The sequence below is a fragment of the Nostoc sp. UHCC 0302 genome (assembly GCF_038096175.1).
In the GTDB taxonomy this organism is placed as follows: Bacteria; Cyanobacteriota; Cyanobacteriia; order Cyanobacteriales; family Nostocaceae; genus UHCC-0302.
Window position 1 is genome coordinate 6,526,873 of record NZ_CP151099.1, and the last position, 17,805, is coordinate 6,544,677.

The following is a 17,805-nucleotide window of genomic DNA, read 5'->3' on the forward strand; positions in this document are numbered from 1 at the left end:
GTATTGTATTTCTGGTTTGTGTGAGGTTATGCAAAATATGACAGCGCTTTGCAATTGAGTAGATCAGTGTGAAGTTTTCATCGCCACTCACCCAAGAACGTAAACGCCGCCCAATAATTGGGATTACGCCACTTCGACTGACGCCACATTTTTAACTGTGTTGCCCGCAACGCCTGATTCGCTGGTTTGCCTTGCTGCAACATTTGCTTGTAAAATTCCTGCATAAACACGGATGTACCTTCATCGCTAACCTGCCACAACGACACCACCAACCGTTCTGCACCCGCATACATCAATCCTCTTGTCAAACCCACCAAGCCCTCACCTTGGATTTCCTTGCCTAATCCCGTTTCACAAGCACTTAGAACAATTAAATCGGCTGGATAATCGAGGTTAAACAAATCTCCTAAGCGCAGATATCCCCGGATGTTTTTACCTTGTTGATCTACTAGTGAAAGGACGATACCTGATAACTCTGGGTTGGCATCGTTAACAAAGCCGTGGGTGGCAAAGTGTAAAATCCGAAATTGATTGAGGTTGTTGCTAGTAGCCCAGGTGTAGTTAGCCGCAAAATCAAAGACTTGCTGACGATTGGAATCAGGTACAAGTTTTAAAATTGTCTGGGCTTCTGAGCGAGTACCTAGCAGCCGTCCCCATCCCTGGAAATTAAGTGTATCGCCAGAACGTTTGAGAACAGACCGTTCTAGTTCTACTTCGAGGGATTCTTGTTGGTTTTGCTGTTTGTTTTGGGCGTTAGTAACTCGCGCATCGGTAGCAGTGTATACTGGGTCAGCGAGGATAGCCAAGGTTTTGGGTGCTTGTTTGCGTGTGGCGAGTTCTTGGCGTTGAATAGCGATCGCTGATGCAGAAGGTAGATTGACTATTTCATGGTTAACGAATAGCGGTTGGTAGTTAAAGTTGTTCCCTGATGCTGGAATATTTGGGGTAACATTAATACCTCTTCTATTATTATCTCTTGGAATGATTACGGTAGAAGAGGGGAGTTTGTCTTTCTCCTCATTTTCTTGCAGGGTAGCGGGTTGGGAAGTTAGGTCAGCCAATGCCGCAAAGGGAATGTATTGCAAAGCTCCATCCGCAACAATAACTAAGCGTTTAGTGCCTAATTTATCTTTTACGGGTGCGAGAATCAGTTGACTAAGTTCGGTAGCTGCTTTGTCAATTCGCCGAGTTTTGATATCTGCACACGGGTTTTCTTTATTTGTTACCGAAGGTGGTTTAGAAGTGTTTTGGCTGATGAGACAAAATAAATTGATGGCGCTTTTTTCAATCTCTTGTTTGTTGGGAAGTTGGTAAGTGTCGAGAGAATTGGGGCTTACCACCCATAGAAAACTACGTTCTTCACCCAAGGAATACTGTAACAGCAGCGTGTCTGGATTGAGTTGTTGCTGAATTTGCGGTAAATTCAGGGGTTGGGGATACTTCAGGCTGGCGTATTTTGGACTACTTTGGCGGATTTTGGTTTCTAGTTCCTTTTGTTGGTTTAGGAGTTGATCGATCTCTGTTTTCAACTTGTCAGCGTTGGCTTGAGAAATGGGGTCTTTAATTTTGTTACTATTAACTATCTCTTGCCGCAGTTTTTCTCTAGCATCAATTAAGGCTTGTAAGCGTTGTTCTTCTTCTAAAAGTTTTGGGTTTGCACCTTTGCGGATATTGGCGCGTGCTTCAGTTAAAAGTTCTACAAGCCCTCTAGCACGAGAGCGATCGCTTGTTTCAATTGCTTGGGCATCGTATCCTTTTGATGGGTCTTTTTTGTGCAGTTCCATCAAGATGTCGATTTTGAGTCGGTAATAATCTTGTACCGTGGCAAAAAATGAGGTTCGTAAGTCTGAACTAGCGACTTCTTTGCGGATATTTTCGATGATTATTATTGCTTTATCTATCTCGGTGAGGGCTGCTTGGAATTGCTTGTTTTGGCGTTGCAGTTTGGCGATATTGTAGAGACTTTGGGCTTGTTCAGAACGTAAGCCCATTTCACGATAAAGAGCAAGTTGTTCTTGATAGGCTTGTATAGCTTTATCTGGTTGTTTGAGGGCTGCGTAAGCTTCAGCAGTTGAGCCAATCACTATTCCCTCTAAGTCCCTATAGCGAGATTCTCGTGCTGCTTTTCTGGCTTTTTGAGAGTCTTCTAGAGCCTGGGAATAATTTCCTTGTTTAAGCTCAACTTGAGCGCGGATATTAAATGTAGCTGCTTCTCTGGCTGATTTATACTCATTAACCCCTAAATTTCGAGATAAATTTAGAGTCTGGTTAGCAAAATTAATTGCTTGTTGATAATTGCCCGCAGCGAGGTAAGTTCGACCAATACGCTCTAGTGATTGGGCTTCATAGTTACAATCTCCAGCTTTTTTGGATATTTCTAATGATTTCTGATAATAATTCAGAGCTTGGGGGTAATTTTGCAACTTGCGATAGACATCTCCAATGTTACTCAGAGTACGGCTTTCATCCATAGCATTACCGATAATTTGATCTAGGGATAATACTTTTTCATAAGCATTTAAACTTTCAGGATATGCGCCTAAAGATAAGTAAACATCACCAAGAGTCTCTAAAGTATTAACTTCTTCTGGACGACTTTTTATCTGACGTTGAATCTCTAAGGCTTGATTGAGTTTATCAATCGCTTCTTGTTTTTTACCTTGCTTATTTAAAATATTAGCAATATCGGTAAGTGTCTTTGCTTCTTCCGGCTTACCGCCCATTACTTGCCTTAGTTTTAGTGCTTTTTGATATTCTGCAAGGGATTTTGTATATTCTCCAATGTTGTAGTATCCCAGATTAGCAAGGTCTGATAGAGTATCCGCCTCAGCCCTAATAATCTCTAGCTTGCGCCATTTTTCAGCTTTTTGTTTGAAGTATTCGATAAGATTGGTCTGAGCTGCGTCAGAATTTGGAGTTATTGATTGCTTCGACGAATTCCCTAATTTCTCAATATTGGGAGTCTTTTTTATTGATGCTAATTTATCGGCACAAATTGAGCCGTTTAACCCGAGGTATATCAAATCGTACTTGTCTGTATTTCTCTTCAATTCTGGATCGAGATTATTAGCCTGCTTTAGGTAATCAAAGCCTTTGTTTATTTCACCTAAACTGATGTAAAAAAAAGCAATCCTTTCGAGGATTTCAGCTTGTTTGAGGACATCACCTTTTTCTTTCCAGTAATCCAAAGCTTTGTTGTAATACTCAAGTGCTTTCTTTTTTTCGCCTAATTTGCCATTGTAAATCTGTCCAATCGTGGTGTAAACGATAGATGGGAAGTCAACATTTTTAGGAAAGAGTGATGGAATTTGCAGGCGGATATCAATTGCCTTTTGATATTCTCCCATTTGGTCGTAGATCAAGCTAAGTGAAGTAGTGGCTCCACCCTCACATTCCTTATCCCCTAAAGCTTGACAAATAAGTAGGGCTTTCTTAGCATATTCCAAAGCTTTGGGATATTCACCTCGAAGCCAGTAGAATTTAGCAATTTGATCAAGAGTTGTGGCTTCTTTTTTGCGGTCTTTTGCTAAACGCCAATATTTTAGGGCTTCTTCCCATTTAGGAATGATTTGGGTTAAGAAGGGTGCTTTCTGTTTGCCTAATTGTTGGGCTTCTGCTTCTGCTTTTTGGGCCGCAGCACGATTGCTATCTGGGGTGTTGGTTTGGGTTATTAGTTGAGAGGTTGAGGGTGTTGGTTTGGGATAGGCGCTGGCTGTTTCTGAACACAAGGATAGGCACAGCAACAGGATTAATCTTAGAGGATGTAGTTTGGTCATATTAGCGTTATGTAATTTATCTTTTAGGAATCTCTAACAATTACGAATTAGTTAAACTATTCTGCTTCCCCAATAAGGGTAAAAGCTGCCCAATCAACGGGATTTGGATTATTTTTCATCGTTGTCAGCATCGCCTGCCGCAGTGCTTGGGCTTTGTCAGGATTTTTTTGAAGATTCTGATAAAATTCCGTCATTAATAGTGCTGTGGGCGTATCTGGAACTGACCACAGCGACACTAGGACACTGGGTACACCAGCACTAATTAAGGAACGAGATAAACCAATTACCCCATCCCCGGAAATGCGTCCCCGTCCAGTGTCACAAGCACTTAACACGACTAACTCGGCATTTAGCTTCAGGTCGAGGATTTCCGAGGCAGTTAATAAACCATCATCTTTACCTGATGGAGTTAAAGCAATACCGCTATTTAATCCTTGGATATCATCAAATAAACCGTGGGTTGCTAAATGAACAAATCGCGCTTTGGGTAAACGCTGCATTACAGCTGCAACTGTAGCTTTATTGCCGATGAGAGGTTGAGTTTTGAGTAATTTGCTAATGGCGATCGCTTCTTGTTCTGCACCAGGTAAAGGTTGTAATTGTTGCGGAGTTTCGCCGATTTTAGGTGCGATAAAAGGCATTGTTGGATTACCTACAATCAGCGTATCTTTGCCTTCTATGGGTTTTGTGCTGATTCGTTGTTTCTGTTTGTGGGTTAAGTCTAAAACTTGAATTGATGGTGATGTGAGAATAGTGTGTTTTTCAATCAGGTATTTACCGTCTGCGTCTTGTAATGCGGCGAAGGGGACGAGGAATAGGCTACTTTGGGGAATGAAGATAACTCTGTCGCTAGAATTTTTGGGTAATAAGTCAGCGATGGGATTGATTAATAATTCGTGTAGACGCTTTAGCTTTAAATTGTTTTTGGCTTTGGGTGCATTGGGTTTGCCAACTACATCAATAGCACCGCGAAAAGCTGTACTTATTGCACCGATGGAGTTACGACTAGTGATAACGAAGTTGTCAAGAGTTGTATTTTCTTTTTGCCACAGTGGTTTCAGGTCAGCTTTGCGGAAGGTAACTTCACCTGTGGGTTTGATTACCCAAATGTAGAGTTCTGATTCATGAGTTTCTTGTTTACCCTGAATTTTGAACTTATCATAAATAATCGAATATTCAACGAGAGTGGCGTTTTGTTGTTTGGCGATTTGTTGCAATAGCGATATCGTCGGTTTATCAACAGGACGTTCTGAGGTTTGACCTGCATTTTTGCTCTCCAAGCGTGAAGTTAATAAATCCACAAACGCCCTAGAACGTCCTCGTTCAGAAATTTCTAACGCTTCTTTGGTTTTATTCTGAGCAATTAGAACTTCTTGTAATATGCGGTAAGTGCGAGCTTGTTCCTCGAAGATTGATACTTTGTAGCTATCATTCTTACCCAATCTTCCTCTCAGAGATTCCAAGACCTCAATCCCAGTACGTAGGGTTTTTTCTGCTTCTGCAAGATTGCTAGATTTGTAGAAAGCCAATCCTAAATTATTCAAGATTAATCCTTCCCCATTAAGGTGTTTGATTTCTCGTGCGATCGCCAAACTCTGCCGATAGTACTCAATCGCCTTAGCGTAGTCTCCCAGGGAATAGTAAGCAAGTCCCAAATTGCCCAGAGATTGTTCCTCACTTAAACGGTCTTTGATTTCTCGTGCAATCGCCAAACTCTGCCGATAGTACTCAATTGCCTTAGCGTAGTCTCCCAAGACATTGTAAACAAGTCCCAGATTGCCCAGAGATTGTCCCTCACCTAAACGGTCTTTGATTTCTCGGTCGATCGCCAAACTCTGCTGTTGGTAGTCAATGGCTTTGCTGTAGTCTCCTAGAGAATAGTAAGCAAGTCCCAGATTGCCCAGAGATTGTCCCTCGCCTAAACGGTTTTTGATTTCTCGGTTGATCGCCAAACTCTGCTGGTGGTAATCAATTGCCTTAGCGTAGTCTCCCAGGGAATCGTAAGCAAGTCCCAGATTGCCCAAAGATTGACCCTCCCCTAAACGGTCTTTGATTTCCCTTTTGATCGCCAAACTTGAGGAGTAGTACTCAATCGCCTTGGCGTAGTCTCCCAGGGAATTGTAGGCAATTCCCAGATTACCCAGAGCTTTTCCCTCACCGTTGCGGTCTTTAATTTCTTTGGCGATCGCCAAACTTGAGGAGTAGTACTCAATCGCCTTGGCGTAGTCTCCCAGGAAATTGTAGGCAATTCCCAGATTACCCAGAGCTTTTCCCTCACCGTTGCGGTCTTTAATTTCCTTGGCGATCGCCAAACTTGAGGAGTGGTAGTCAATGGCTTTGCTGTAGTCTCCCAGGGCTTGGTAAGCATTTCCCAGATTGCCCAGAGATTGTCCTTCCCATTTACGGTCTTTGATTTCCCTAGCGATCGCCAAACTCTGCTGCTGGTACTCAATCGACTTGGTGTAGTCTCCAAGGGCATAGTAAGCATTTCCCAGATTGCCCAGAGATTGTCCCTCCCTTTTACGGTCTTTAATTTCTCGATAGATAATTAGTGCTTGTTGCCAAGATTGTAATGCAGCCTCAAATTGGTTGATTTGAAACTGCTCCTTACCTTGCTGAAACAGTCGATCTGCTTCTGCTTTGCGGTCTTGTGGTGTTTGCGCCAATACCAGCGACGCTTGGAATAGTGGAGGCAAATTTGCAATCGGCAGTGAAATAGTCAAGAGGAGAGTGATCAATGCGGTTAAACTAAGTTTGCGATCGCGCATAGATTTTGAAGTCAAGAGTAAAGCAGGGAATCTAAGGAGATATATGTCTCACCTGCTGAAGGATATGCAAATTAGATACACAGTGCAAGAGTGAACAGAGGCGATTGTCAAAAGTTTTGTTTGTTAAAAAGGGCGGCTTATTATTGTGAGGGCAATGCGAATCAAGGTATCTCAACCGTTTTAGAAGAAAATTAAGCGATCGCACAACATTGTTGGCTCATAAATAAACCTCTGAGCTTCGTGAATGAACCTCTGAGCTTCGTGAATGAACCTCTGAGCTTCGTGAATGAACCTCTGAGCTTCGTGAATGAACCTCTGAGCTTTGCGAATGAACCTCTGAGCTTCGTGAATGAACCTCTGAGCTTCGTGAATGAACCTCTGAGCTTCGTGAATGAACCTCTGAGCTTCGTGAATGAACCTCTGAGCTTCGTGAATGAACCTCTGAGCTTCGCGAATGAACCTCTAAGCTTCGTGAATGAACCTTTGATAAGAATTACGCATTAAACATAAATTCACCATAAAAATCTGATTTATTTTATTTATAAATAAAATAAATTCAGTAGAACTGAGTGTTAACTGTGGCTTTTGATAACGTTTGTAAAATATTAGCTGAACAATATCCATTGGAATTTGCTCGCTGGCTATTACCAGTAGAACCACAACAAATCAAAGTATTAAAAACTGAGTTGAGTATAGAACCAATTCGTGCAGACTCCGTGACATTTTTGCAAACAGAAAATCGGATTTTACACATCGAATTTCAAACTAGAACAAAATCTGCACCTCCAATTCCCTTCCGAATGTTGGATTATTCTGTCAGACTCAAACGGCAATATAATATTTTTGTAACGCAGGTGATAATTTTCTTACAAGAAACAAACGACGAAGTTGCTTTTCTTGAAGAGTATGTAGACGAAACCACAGTGCATCGCTATCGAGTCATCCGAATGTGGGAACAAGATTCAGCGCTATTTCTGAATAATCAAGCATTGCTCGCATTAGCACCATTAACACAAACAAGCTCACCTCAAGGGTTATTATCGCAGGTTGCCCAAAGGGTCGCTACAATTTCAGATAGAGATACAAGACAAAATATTGCCGGATACACAGAAATATTAGCAGGTTTGCGGTTTGATAAAAATTTGATTCGTCAATTATTAACTGAGGATATTATGCAAGAGTCAGTAATTTATCAAGACATATTACAAAAGGGTAACAAACAAGGTGAAGAAAGGGTGATTATACTTTTGCTTAATCGGCGCTTTAATTCAATAGACACATCATTAATTGAAAGAGTGCGGGGATTATCTATTGAACAGTTAGAAAATTTAGCACAAGCATTATTCGATTTTACAGATGTGTCTGATTTAGAAACATGGTTTGAGCAACAAGAAAGTAATTAGGATTTATAACAAATTAATGCTCGTAGCTCGTAGGGTGCGTTACGGCGTTAAGCCTAACGCACCGTCAACAGATAATGGGTGCTACGCTGTCGTATTAACACACCCTGCTAATAGCTATTTGTTTTTAACTTATACTTTCCGTTTTATCACCTTTGCTTCACTGCTTGAACTGCTGCATCGGCATTCACAAGTCCTCTACCAAAGAAATATTGTTGTTCTTTAACTGAAGAAGATACTCCACCTTGTTTTTGCTGAGAAAGATATAGTTTGGCATCTTCCTCAGTAATGTTCAGCCCTTGATAACTAGCTGTAGATTTGAGAATATTAACTAATCGTTCTCGGCTAATTTCTCTATTTTCCCCTTTCATTAATGCCACTACCCCTGCCACTGCTGGCGAAGAAAAGGAAGTACCTTGCACCCACCAATATCTACCTCTCGGATCAACTACAGCAGACCAACGAGATTTGGGATTTGGTATACCTTGCCAGAAGGCATCCAGCCAAGTGCCGCCTGTGGTGGGAATTCCACCCAACAATCCCGGTGTATCTAGGTCGCCTCCGGGTGCAACTACGTCTAATCCTTTGCCGTAATTACTGTAAGGCGCACGATTACCCACAATATTGGTTGCGCCAACTGCAACTACTCCTGTGTATGCAGCCGGGAATGATACCTGACTGGAGTTTTCGTTGCCAGCAGCAGCGACAATTACGAGTTTAGGATTCGCTTTGAGAACATCAGCGATCGCTTCTTCTTCTCCCTGGGTTGGTAGGGTAGAACCTAAGCTGAGATTAATGATATCAGCACCGCGATCGGCTGCATAGCCAATGGCTTCTATGTAAGCTGAAGGAACATAACTCCCATTCAACCCGAATATTCGCACAGGTAAAATTTTAGCATTGGGAGCTACACCTACTATTCCTTGACTATCTTTAGGTTTAGCCGCAATTGTGCCACTCACATAAGTACCGTGAAATTCTCCACCGACTTTATAAGTGCGAAAAACGTAACGCAGAACATCAGCAATTTGTTCAAGAGAGTAATCTGGGTTTTGTTGCTTCACCTCCAGCGCTTCTTGCGGATATTGCTGGATTAATTTGGCGTCAGATAATTGGAAGGTATCCTGAAATTTTGACCCAAGGCTAGCGAGTTCTGTAGGATTGATGCGAGTATCCGCATCACCGTTGTTGCAAGGGTCGGTGCTATCACCACCAGCAGAAAAATCCCACCCGTGAACTTCCCCTGGACATTTATCAGCAGCTTTCACGGTGTACAAATTATCTGCCAAATCGGGATGATCCCACTGTATGAGGCTATCTATAACTGCGACGACGACACCTCGTCCCCCATTGCTACGTTTCCAGGCATCTGTGACGCGGATATCTGTGCGAGAAACAGCAGATTTTGTGGCTGCACTTGGCTGTTGTAAGCAGGTTTGCAGTGATTCCCAGTCTGATATTGATTGTTGCAGACATTGTTTTAAGGGTAAGCTGTCGAGATGCCATGCTAATCCCAGTAAATTTGTTTTCGGAGAAATACTTCTGCGGGATTGATTACTAGCAAAACTCTTACCCAGTCCCCCATCCCTAGTCCCCAGTCGCCAGTCCCCAGTCTCAGTAATCGATTGGATGAAGTTGGGTGCAGCGGAACTCACACCTTTGACACTGTTTAGCTGGTTGGCAATACTGAGAACTTTTGCAGCATCAGTAGATGTAGATTTGACGAGATAGCGATCGCGATTAAAACGCAAGGGACGCACGACTGCTAAATTGTTTTGCTGTAAGATAGTCTGTCTCTGACTTTCAGAGATTTTTGGCTCAAAGCTGACAATAATTTCATTGGGTATAACAATGATTTCTTGGCGTTGGCTGCGACTCAACACTGGTAAGGTTGTTTGCACATAGGGTTGCTGTTGAATACGTTGCTGCAAAGCTTCCCCAGTTCCTTTTGGCAGACTCACCAGTGCATAGTTCTCACCGAGAGGACTGACTTTCGGCGGATTAGTGCCGCGAATGCCACCCTGTAAAGCTTGTTGGAGTTGCAGGTAAAGAGGTTGACCGCCAAGACGACGGGTAGCCACCTTTTTAAAAGCAACTGCGATCGCATCCTGCCGTTGATTTAAAGGAATGCGTTGTCCTTTATAAAGGTAAAATAAATTACCATTTTCTTGAGTTTGAGCGATAGCTGTAACCTGTGGTGGGATGGAAAACAGACCCAAGCTAGACCAAACAAAACCAGTGAGTAAGATCCCAGATGTAATGCTGCGTTTCATAAGTGTTAGTAAATTTACGAATATATATCTCCTATCGGTGGAAGGATATGCAAAATTCAGTTTTTTGATAAGTCACCATCTTTGTAGAGACGGCGATTTATCGCGTCTCCCATCTAAGATTTATCGCGTCTCCCATCTAAGATTTATCGCGTCTCTACAAAGAGACCGATTGGATTGTTCACGATTACCCAATCAAGGTAAATGCAGCCCAATTTAAGGGTTCGGGATATTTTAGCATTGTTGTGTTTGCTTGCGGCATTCGTTGTGCAACTGTGCTTTCTGTAGTGGTATAGCCTATGAGTGCTTCGGTGTTAAAAAGACGCGCGATCGCTTTTTCAAGACTATGCTTATACGAGGACACAGAGAAAATAAATTTAGTCGATTAAACCAGCTTCTCTAGCTCGAATTTGAGTTATTATTCGGAGATTTTTCCCTTGATTTTTTAATTCTTCGCCATCAATACCCAAAGCGTTTTGTAATTTATCCCAGTAGTGACGCACCATGCGTTCAGATACACTGATACGTTGAGCGATCGCTTTATCTTGTAATCCTTCTTGAAAGGCTAGAGTTAGAAGATTATGCCACTCTGGTTTTAATTCTAATTCCGCGTAAATTTCTTTAATCTCTTTTGTATGAGTTAATCCCTGTAATGCCCAATCAACTCTAGCTAGCATTTCCTTAGTCGAAAGAGTTTTATCAGCGACTGTAAAACCTCCTGTATGGGCATCAATCTCAGGAATAATCCGCACCACTGACTTAATATGAGCGCTATGAACAATAATATTCAGATTAGGATAATTCTCCATTAAATTTCTGAGGAGTTGTATACCCGCATTAGTTGATGCCATTACTCCAGGTTTTTCTGGTATGTAAATATCAATAACAACGAGATCCGGTTGGGAAATAGTTAATTGATGAAGAGCATTTTCGGCAGTTTGAGCAGTGAGAATTGTAGCGTTTGGGTACTGAGAATGTAGCACCTCGATTGTTCCACCTAGACATATCTCGTGACAATCTATTAAAAAGATTTGAACTGATGTCTCTTTTGGTAAAGCTTGGTTCATTTTTGCTAACTCTCATTTCAATACTTTTTAAAATTAGTGTCAGTTTAGGCAGTTATAATTACTTGTAATTCATATTTGTCACTGCTTTATTTCCACTCCCTAAAGAACACTCTCTTATGAATTTCGTACGCTATTATGAATGACAAAGTGCAAGGAGAACATAGAGAATAATTAATAACTCTAGACTTAGCACTTTCAAGACAAGAGACAGTGATGCTTATCAAAGCAACTTTTAACTGTTTAGTTATTTTTGCGGTGCTGTACTGAAGCGATACCTTAATGAGTTGTGGAGTTATCGCTCTGTAGTGATTGTGTACTGCACAGCTTATTAGAAATCTCTTGGCGAATTTGATTTAACTCAGGTTTTGGTACAGAGTAAATTTGTTGCAAGACATCTGACCATAATTGATTTTTGGCAAAGTAATTAGCTTTGGCAAGGGCGATCGCTTCGGTATGTTCTCCTTTGGCTTTAAGTTGATTTTCTAGAGTCTGCAATTCTGCACTAATGCGATCGCGTTGTTGCGCCTCCATCACCTGAAACGGAATGAACATAGATGAGTTGACTACCCATGCATAAACTTGTCCTGGTTGCAGTAGTTGACCTGTATAAGTTATGTTCTGAGTTTCTGTTGTCACCGCTTGGCTCCAAATATCTTTATTGCTACCTTGAGTACGTAGTGCTATTTTTTGCACCCGACCTTGCCAAAGAAATAAGGGGCGATCGCTCCAGACAATTCTGGTTTTATTGGGTTTGTCTGGAGAAATCATGCAAATATCACCACGAGAACCACCTTTGCGCGGTTCTACAGGAGGTTTTTTAGTATTAAATAGAACTTCTGCAATACTTGCCCAAGAAAATCTTTGTTGTGTTGGAGTTTTTTTAGTGTTAACTGCTTGATTAGCTAAGACAGCCGAAGTACTGATAGTTAGGGCTGATAAAATTGAAGTAGAGAGTATAAATTTATTCATCAATTTTTCTTCTCAGAACAGTAAGTAGAACATAAAACCATAATGTTATGGATGGTAAAAACCAAGGTAAAAGTACTGCACTTGCTGAAATATAAACTTGTAAACTAAGCAGTCCATAAATCCCTGTGATGAGTATTGGTAGTACCAGTAACTGCCAGCGTTTGTACTTGTTTATATGTATCCATAAATACAAATTTTTTCCTAAAAATATTGCTACACCAATCACCCATAAGTCGGGAATCGGTATAACTAATCTCTGTGTTAAGAAGTGATGGATTATGTAAGCATGATATTCACCGCCTGTAAAAACTGTGCTGTTATTAGCTGGTTGCTCTTGAGAGCGCCAGTATTTAATACCAAGTGGTGACTCCGAATCTCGGAAATTATCATCACCTTCTTTGACAATTCCAGCTTCGTAATATCCTCCGGGTGCAATAATCACAATTTGCTGCTGTAAATTTACAGCAGCAGCTTGATTTTCTAGTAGTTGCCAAGCGGGGATGGAATGGTATACCTGATGAGGAGGAATGGAAAAGTCAATGATGGGATGCAACCAAGTTTGCTGGATTTGATAACTCAAGACTGTAATTAATTGCAGATGCGTTCGCTTTGATGTCAAGATGGTTTGAGCATCTTTGTGACTATGGTTAAAAAAATCACTAATCTGTTGAAATAAGTCAGTTTTGCTGTCTAATCTTGGCTGTGGCGCGTTAGGGATTTGCTGCAATTGATGCGTTAGAGCTAATAAACCAGCAAAATGCCAAGGCTGAGATTGAAAATTATCATGGGGTAACAGTTCCATATACCAAGGATAATTATCAATTTCGCCTTCTAAACTCCAATGCAGACTAGCAATTTCAGGTAGCACTCTTAACCAGACATTATCGTTGTAAGTTCCTGCAAATACGAACCATGTGGGATTGGACAAAGAGGCTATAGCAGTTTGAATAGATTTAGCAAGGATGCGATCGCTTTGTGGTTGAGGTCGATCCATTAGATAATCAATACCAATTACTCTAGCGTTGTCAGCTTTGAGCCGATTAACTAAACTTCCTAGATACTTGCGATCCATTGGTTTAGGGTTAGAGATATTTGCTTTTCTAATCGACTCTTCATCGATTTGCACCAAGAGGACTGGTGGCGGATTTGTCGCAGGTGCAACTTGTCTTGTAATTTGACGATAGATAGCTTGTGTTAATATACGTCGCTGTAATAAAAAGCTCTGTACTGGTAGTAATAAACTAATTACTAATAAAGCTGAAACTGCGATCGCTTCTTGACGACTGGGTTTAAAACTATTGAGAAATTGCTTAAATCCAAGTGGTTTTAGCCGAAATAATTCTGCTTCTGGATGACGAAATAGAGAGGGAATTAAATAAGCGCTAGGATAAGTAAGATTCTTTTCTAACTTGAGATATTTCGAGGCTGCTAATAATGATGTGTGAACATCTTCGTATTGAGATAATGCTTGCAAAAATCGCAGAAAAAATTCTTCCGCAACGCAATTATGAATTGGTTCTCGCATTACTGCAACTTGACTTATACCCAAGTCAATAAGTTTATTAGCAATACTCAACCCTTTACAAGAATTAAAAATCGCAACTTGTAATCCTCTTGATTTGGCAATAGTTAATGATTGCTCTATCTCACTAACTAACAAAGCTACCTTCGGAGCGATCGCAATTTCTCCTCCGGTTAAATTTGTTTCATTACTGTGACCAGCAAAAAATAAAATATCCCAACCTAAATCTGAGGAGATCGCATTCACAATTTTAGTTTTTAATTCACTAATACTTTCCCCTGGTTGCCAACCTACAAAAGTAACTTCAGCTAGAGATGTGAGGGAACCTATAGCTTTCTTTTCTGCTTGAAAGTCTAAACCACTATCATCTCCTAAAATCGCTAGAATCCTGGCTTTACGTAAATCACGACGATTAAAATTAGTTACTGTTTCTCGCCTATTTGTCGGTGTACGAACAATGCGAATTTTACGAGCATCTAGAGCAAATTCTATGCCAATTTCCCAGACTTCCCACGGTAATCGCGCTAATTCTAAAGGATTACAACTGAGAAAGACATCAATATAGGGCGTTTTTATTGTATTGGTTGCTTGAGCGATCGCTGCACGAATTTCATATAATTCTGCACTGCGTAACCAATGATGAAATTCAGATAAAAGTTGTGCTTCTGCTTGTACTAATTTCGCGTGCCAATCAACAGGAGGCGTAGTCAAACTGCCAATTTCTTCTACTCTGCCTCGCAGGGCTGTGTTATAAAAACGTAAATAAACACGCTGCCATTCTTGGTATAGTGCAGTGAGATTTTCAGGATAGGCAAATGTAACACCAATGTTCTGCCCAGTACCCCAAGATAAATCAAATAAACATTTTTTATCTAGCTGTTGAACTTTTAGGTAAAAAGCTGAAACATTCATAATAAATATAAAAAATTTATAAAAAATTTATAGATATAAAATTTCTAGCGATTTTTAGTCATCAGATGCAAGAAACAAAGAAATTACTTCCATAAATATAAATAGCATTACTTAGACTCACCAATTAAAGTAAATGCCGCCCAATAAGCTGGATTGGGGTATTTTTTCATAGTATTTAACATAGTGCTTCTTAATACCGCAGCTTTATCAAGATTTCGCGGCCACTGTTGATAAAATTCAGTCATGAATTCTGATGTTGGTGAATCTGAAACCGACCATAATGAGACAATCACACTCGGCGCACCAGCAATAATCAAAGAACGAGAAAGTCCAATTACACCATCACCAGTGATTTTGCCTCTGCCGGTATCGCAAGCGCTGAGAACAACTAATTCAGCATTAATTTTTAAATCGACAATTTCTTCTGGTTTGAGTAAACCATCATCTTGAGGTGAGGGAGCAAAAGCAATCGCATTTGGTATACTCTTATCAGAATCATCTAACAATCCATGCGTTGCCAGATGAATAATCTTGGCAGATGATAATTTTTGTTTAAAAGCTGCTTTTGTGGCATCTTTGCCAGTGATAGGTTTAGTCTTAAATAAACCAGCAATTGTTACCGCTTCCTTTTGTGCGCCTGCTAATGCTGGAAGTTGCACAGGTGGAATACCCACTTTAGGCATTGTCGGATTGCCTATAACTAATACATCTTTACCTGTCACCCTTTGGCGTTGCTGACGTGTCAGGTCTAATACTTGAATTGCTGGTGCAGTTAAAATAGTATGTTTTTCAATCAGGTATTTGCCGTCTTTATCTTGCAGTGCCACGAACGGAACTAAAAACAGCGATTCATGGGGGATAAAGATAACGTGTTCATCTGGGTTTGCCGGGAGAAAAGATGCGATCGGTTCAATTAATACCTGATACAATTTTTCTAAGTTTTGCTTTTGAATTGGTTTACCTGTAGGTTTGATGTTTATACCCCCGCGACCTCCAACACCTATAGATACACGGCTTCTATTCACAAGGTCTGTTAGTGATATATCTAAGGATTTGAGGTCTACTTGCTTAAATGCAATTTCACCAGTTGGTTTGATAACCCAAATATAAAGTTTTGATTGAAGCCATTCTTCTTTTTCTTGAACTTTAAATGGCTCATAAATAATTGAATATTCGACTAGGGTAGCATTTTGTGCTTTAGCAATTTGTTTAACTTGCTCAATGGTAGGTGGTTTGATAGTTTGTGTATTGCCAGGGTTTTCGGATATCTTTGAAGCTAATAACTCTACTAAAGCTCTAGCTCTACCTCGTTCAGCAATTTCTAATGCTGTATTAGTTTTATTTTGACCAATTAAAGCTTTTTGTAGAAAACGGTAAGTTTGAGCTTGTGTTTCAAAAATAGATATTTTTTGGTCATCAGCTAATTCTCGTGTTCGCAAAGATTCCAAAACCTCAATAGCAGCAAATAGAGTTTTTTCCGCATCAGCATACTGTCCTTGACTGTTGTAAACTGTCCCAATATTGTTGAGAGTTCTTCCTTCCCCCTCGGTGTCGCCGATTTGTTTGATAATGGCTAAAGCTTGCTGATAGTACTCTAAGGCTTTGCCATACTGTCCGAGACTGCGGTAAATTTCCCCAATATTATTGAGAGCAGTAGCTTTCCCTGCTGTATCACCTATTTGTTTGCGAATGGCTAAGGCTTGCTGATAGTAATCTAAAGCTTTGCCATACTGTCCTTGACTGTTGTAAACTGCACCAATACTGTTGAGAGCATTCCCTACACCTGCGGTGTCACCGATTTGTTTGGCAATGACTAAGGCTTGCTGATAATACACTAAGGCTGTGTCATACTGTCTTTGACTGTTGTAAACTGCCCCAATATTGTTGAAAGTTCCCCCTACACCTGCTGCATCACCAATTTGTTTGCGAATGGTTAAGGCTTGCTGGTAGTACTCTAAGGCTTTGCCATACTGTCCCAGACTGTCGTAAACTAAGCCAATATTGTTGAAAGTTCGCCCTTGACTGGCTGTGTCGCCAATTTGTTTGGCAATGGCTAAAGCTTGCTGATAGTACTCCAAAGCTTCGCCATACTGTCCTTGATTGTTGTACACTCCACCAATATTATTGAGAGTAATCCCTTCACCGCTGATGTCTCTGATTTGTTTGCTAATTGCTAAAGCTTGCTGATAGTAATCCAAAGCCTTGCCATACTGTCCCTGATTGTCATAAACCGCACCAATATTGTTGAGAAATGTGCTTTGACTTGCTTTGTCGTCAATTTGTTTGGCAATGGCTAAAGCTTGCTGATAGTACTCCAAGGCTTTGCTATACTGCCCCTGATTGATGTAAACTTCGCCAATGTTGTTGAGAGCTTTTCCTTTACTTGCTGTATCGCTGATTTGTGTGAAAATAGCTAAAGCTTGCTGATAGTACTCCAAGGCTTCGCCATACTGTCCTTGATTGTTGTACACTGCACCAATATTATTGAGAGTAATCCCTTCACCGCTGATGTCTCTGATTTGTTTGCTAATTGCCAAAGCTTGCTGATAGTACTCTAAAGCTTTGCTATACTGCCCCAGACTGTTATAAACTGCACCAATATTGTTGAGAGTTATGCTTTCCCCTGCTGTGTCGCCGATTTGTTTGTGAATGGGTAAAGCTTGCTCAAAGGTCTTTAACGCTTCTTGTAACTCTCCTTGATTTAACTGTTGAACGCCTAATATTGTCAGCCGCCATGCTTCGTCTCTGCGTTGTTGTGTTGTTTGCGCCTGTGCAGTCAGAGGAGTTTGCACAATTTTCCTTGTCTTTGATTCAGCAACACTCACAGATAAAGACAAGGAAAGCACTAAAGTAGCAAGAGAGAGGCATTTAAGACGGTAATCCACGATAAACAATCCTCCAAGTAGGGTGAGAGTAAATTACTTGCTAACTTTCTATATTTCTCACGCTTAGGGGGGTTATGCAAAAGTTTTGTCTGCGGTTAATAAATTTAACCCAACAAAGTTGAGTCAAAGATTGTTTGTACGAATTTTATACGTGTAATATCAATTCACGAAAAACCTGATAGATATAGATTTCTCGTAGGGGCATGGCATTGCCATGCCCCTAGCAGCGTATTTGT

General features: G+C 40.7%; 9 protein-coding genes. 1 reads left to right on the forward strand and 8 read right to left on the reverse strand.

The genetic code is table 11. From position 1 onward, the window contains the following. Positions 1–77: 77 nt before the first annotated feature. Both WKK05_RS28220 and WKK05_RS28225 read right to left on the reverse strand, forming a co-directional pair. Positions 78–3,776, reverse strand: coding sequence for a tetratricopeptide repeat protein (locus WKK05_RS28220; RefSeq protein ID WP_341526335.1), 3,699 nt, complete (start codon positions 3,774–3,776; stop codon positions 78–80). A 56-nt stretch (positions 3,777–3,832) separates the two neighbouring features. Then, the gene (locus WKK05_RS28225; protein WP_341531214.1) at positions 3,833–6,544 is read right to left on the reverse strand and encodes a CHAT domain-containing tetratricopeptide repeat protein; all 2,712 of its coding nucleotides are present in this window, start codon (positions 6,542–6,544) and stop codon (positions 3,833–3,835) included. Between the two features lie 578 nt (positions 6,545–7,122). Between WKK05_RS28225 and WKK05_RS28230 the strand changes: the two genes are divergently transcribed. Next, positions 7,123–7,947 carry an Rpn family recombination-promoting nuclease/putative transposase gene (locus tag WKK05_RS28230; protein ID WP_341526336.1) on the forward strand — a complete coding sequence of 275 codons (825 nt, stop codon included), beginning with the start codon at positions 7,123–7,125 and terminating at the stop codon, positions 7,945–7,947. A gap of 146 nt (positions 7,948–8,093) precedes the next feature. On the opposite strand, the gene WKK05_RS28235 is transcribed toward WKK05_RS28230, so the two are convergent. From WKK05_RS28235 to WKK05_RS28260, 6 genes are all read right to left on the reverse strand, one after another. Continuing rightward, positions 8,094–10,217 (reverse strand): S8 family serine peptidase, encoded by a 2,124-nt coding sequence (locus WKK05_RS28235; protein ID WP_341526337.1) that lies wholly within the window; start codon positions 10,215–10,217, stop codon positions 8,094–8,096. Positions 10,218–10,401: 184 nt separating this feature from the next. Further along, positions 10,402–10,578: a hypothetical protein gene (locus WKK05_RS28240; RefSeq protein ID WP_341526338.1), complete on the reverse strand. Its 177-nt coding sequence runs from the start codon at positions 10,576–10,578 to the stop codon at positions 10,402–10,404. A 13-nt stretch (positions 10,579–10,591) separates the two neighbouring features. Continuing rightward, positions 10,592–11,281, reverse strand: a complete 690-nt coding sequence (locus WKK05_RS28245) for a response regulator (protein ID WP_341526339.1) — start codon at positions 11,279–11,281, stop codon at positions 10,592–10,594. A gap of 276 nt (positions 11,282–11,557) precedes the next feature. Further along, entirely contained in the window at positions 11,558–12,250 is a 693-nt protein-coding gene (locus WKK05_RS28250; protein ID WP_341526340.1) for a hypothetical protein, read from the reverse strand. Beyond that, entirely contained in the window at positions 12,243–14,684 is a 2,442-nt protein-coding gene (locus WKK05_RS28255) for a CHASE2 domain-containing protein (protein ID WP_341526341.1), read from the reverse strand. Before WKK05_RS28255 ends, WKK05_RS28250 begins: the two co-directional genes overlap by 8 nt. 107 nt (positions 14,685–14,791) lie before the next feature. Next, positions 14,792–17,569, reverse strand: coding sequence for a tetratricopeptide repeat protein (locus WKK05_RS28260; protein ID WP_341526342.1), 2,778 nt, complete (start codon positions 17,567–17,569; stop codon positions 14,792–14,794). Positions 17,570–17,805 lie beyond the last annotated feature (236 nt).